Annotated in this window: 1 protein-coding gene; it reads left to right on the top strand. The window is 69.1% G+C overall.

The features are described 5' to 3' along the window. Positions 1 to 119 precede the first annotated feature (119 nt). The coding region (locus tag AC1DTN_RS38005; protein WP_477925315.1) for an SDR family NAD(P)-dependent oxidoreductase at positions 120 to 669 on the top strand (550 nt) is incomplete at its 3' end.

The raw sequence follows: 669 nt of genomic DNA, 5'->3' as shown, positions 1-669 counted from the left end.
GTTCGAGGTACTGCCGATGCGCACGATCCTCGAACGCGGGATGCTGTGGGCCGCGCGCGAGGCCCAGGCCCGGTCGGCCTGATCGTCCGCCCCGATTCATCCACCAGCAGACACCAGCCATGCATCAACAACAACAACCCTCGGCCAGCACGACGACGTACGCCAGCCTGAAGGGCAAGCGGGTCTTCATCAGCGGAGGCGCCTCCGGCATCGGTGCCGCGCTGGTGGAAGCCTTCGTGCGGCAGGGCGCCCGTGTCGCCTTCGTCGACATCGAGGACGCGCTCTCCCATGCCCTGCGCGAAAGACTGGCGCCCGGCGCGGCCTGGGCGCCGCGCTTCGACCATGTGGACCTCAGGGACCTGCCTGCCCTGCAGCGGACCATCGCGTCGGTGCGGGCCGAATTCGGCGGCATCGATGTGCTGGTCAACAATGCCGCCAGCGACGACCGCCATTCGATCGGCGAGGTCACCCCCGCGTACTGGGACGAGCGCTTCGCGGTCAACCTGCGCCACTTCTTCTTCGCCGCGCAGGCCGTCGCGCCCGGGATGAAGGAGGCCGGCAGCGGCGTCATCCTGAACTTCGGCTCGGTGAGCTGGCACCTGGCTCTGCCGGATCTCGCGCTCTACCAGAGCGCCAAGGCGGGCATCGAGGGCCTGACCCGCGCATTGG

The sequence above is a fragment of the Rhizobium sp. 01T444 genome, assembly GCF_056398305.1.
Note: the sequence above shows the minus strand (reverse complement) of the source record. Positions and strands in the feature narration are given on the sequence as shown.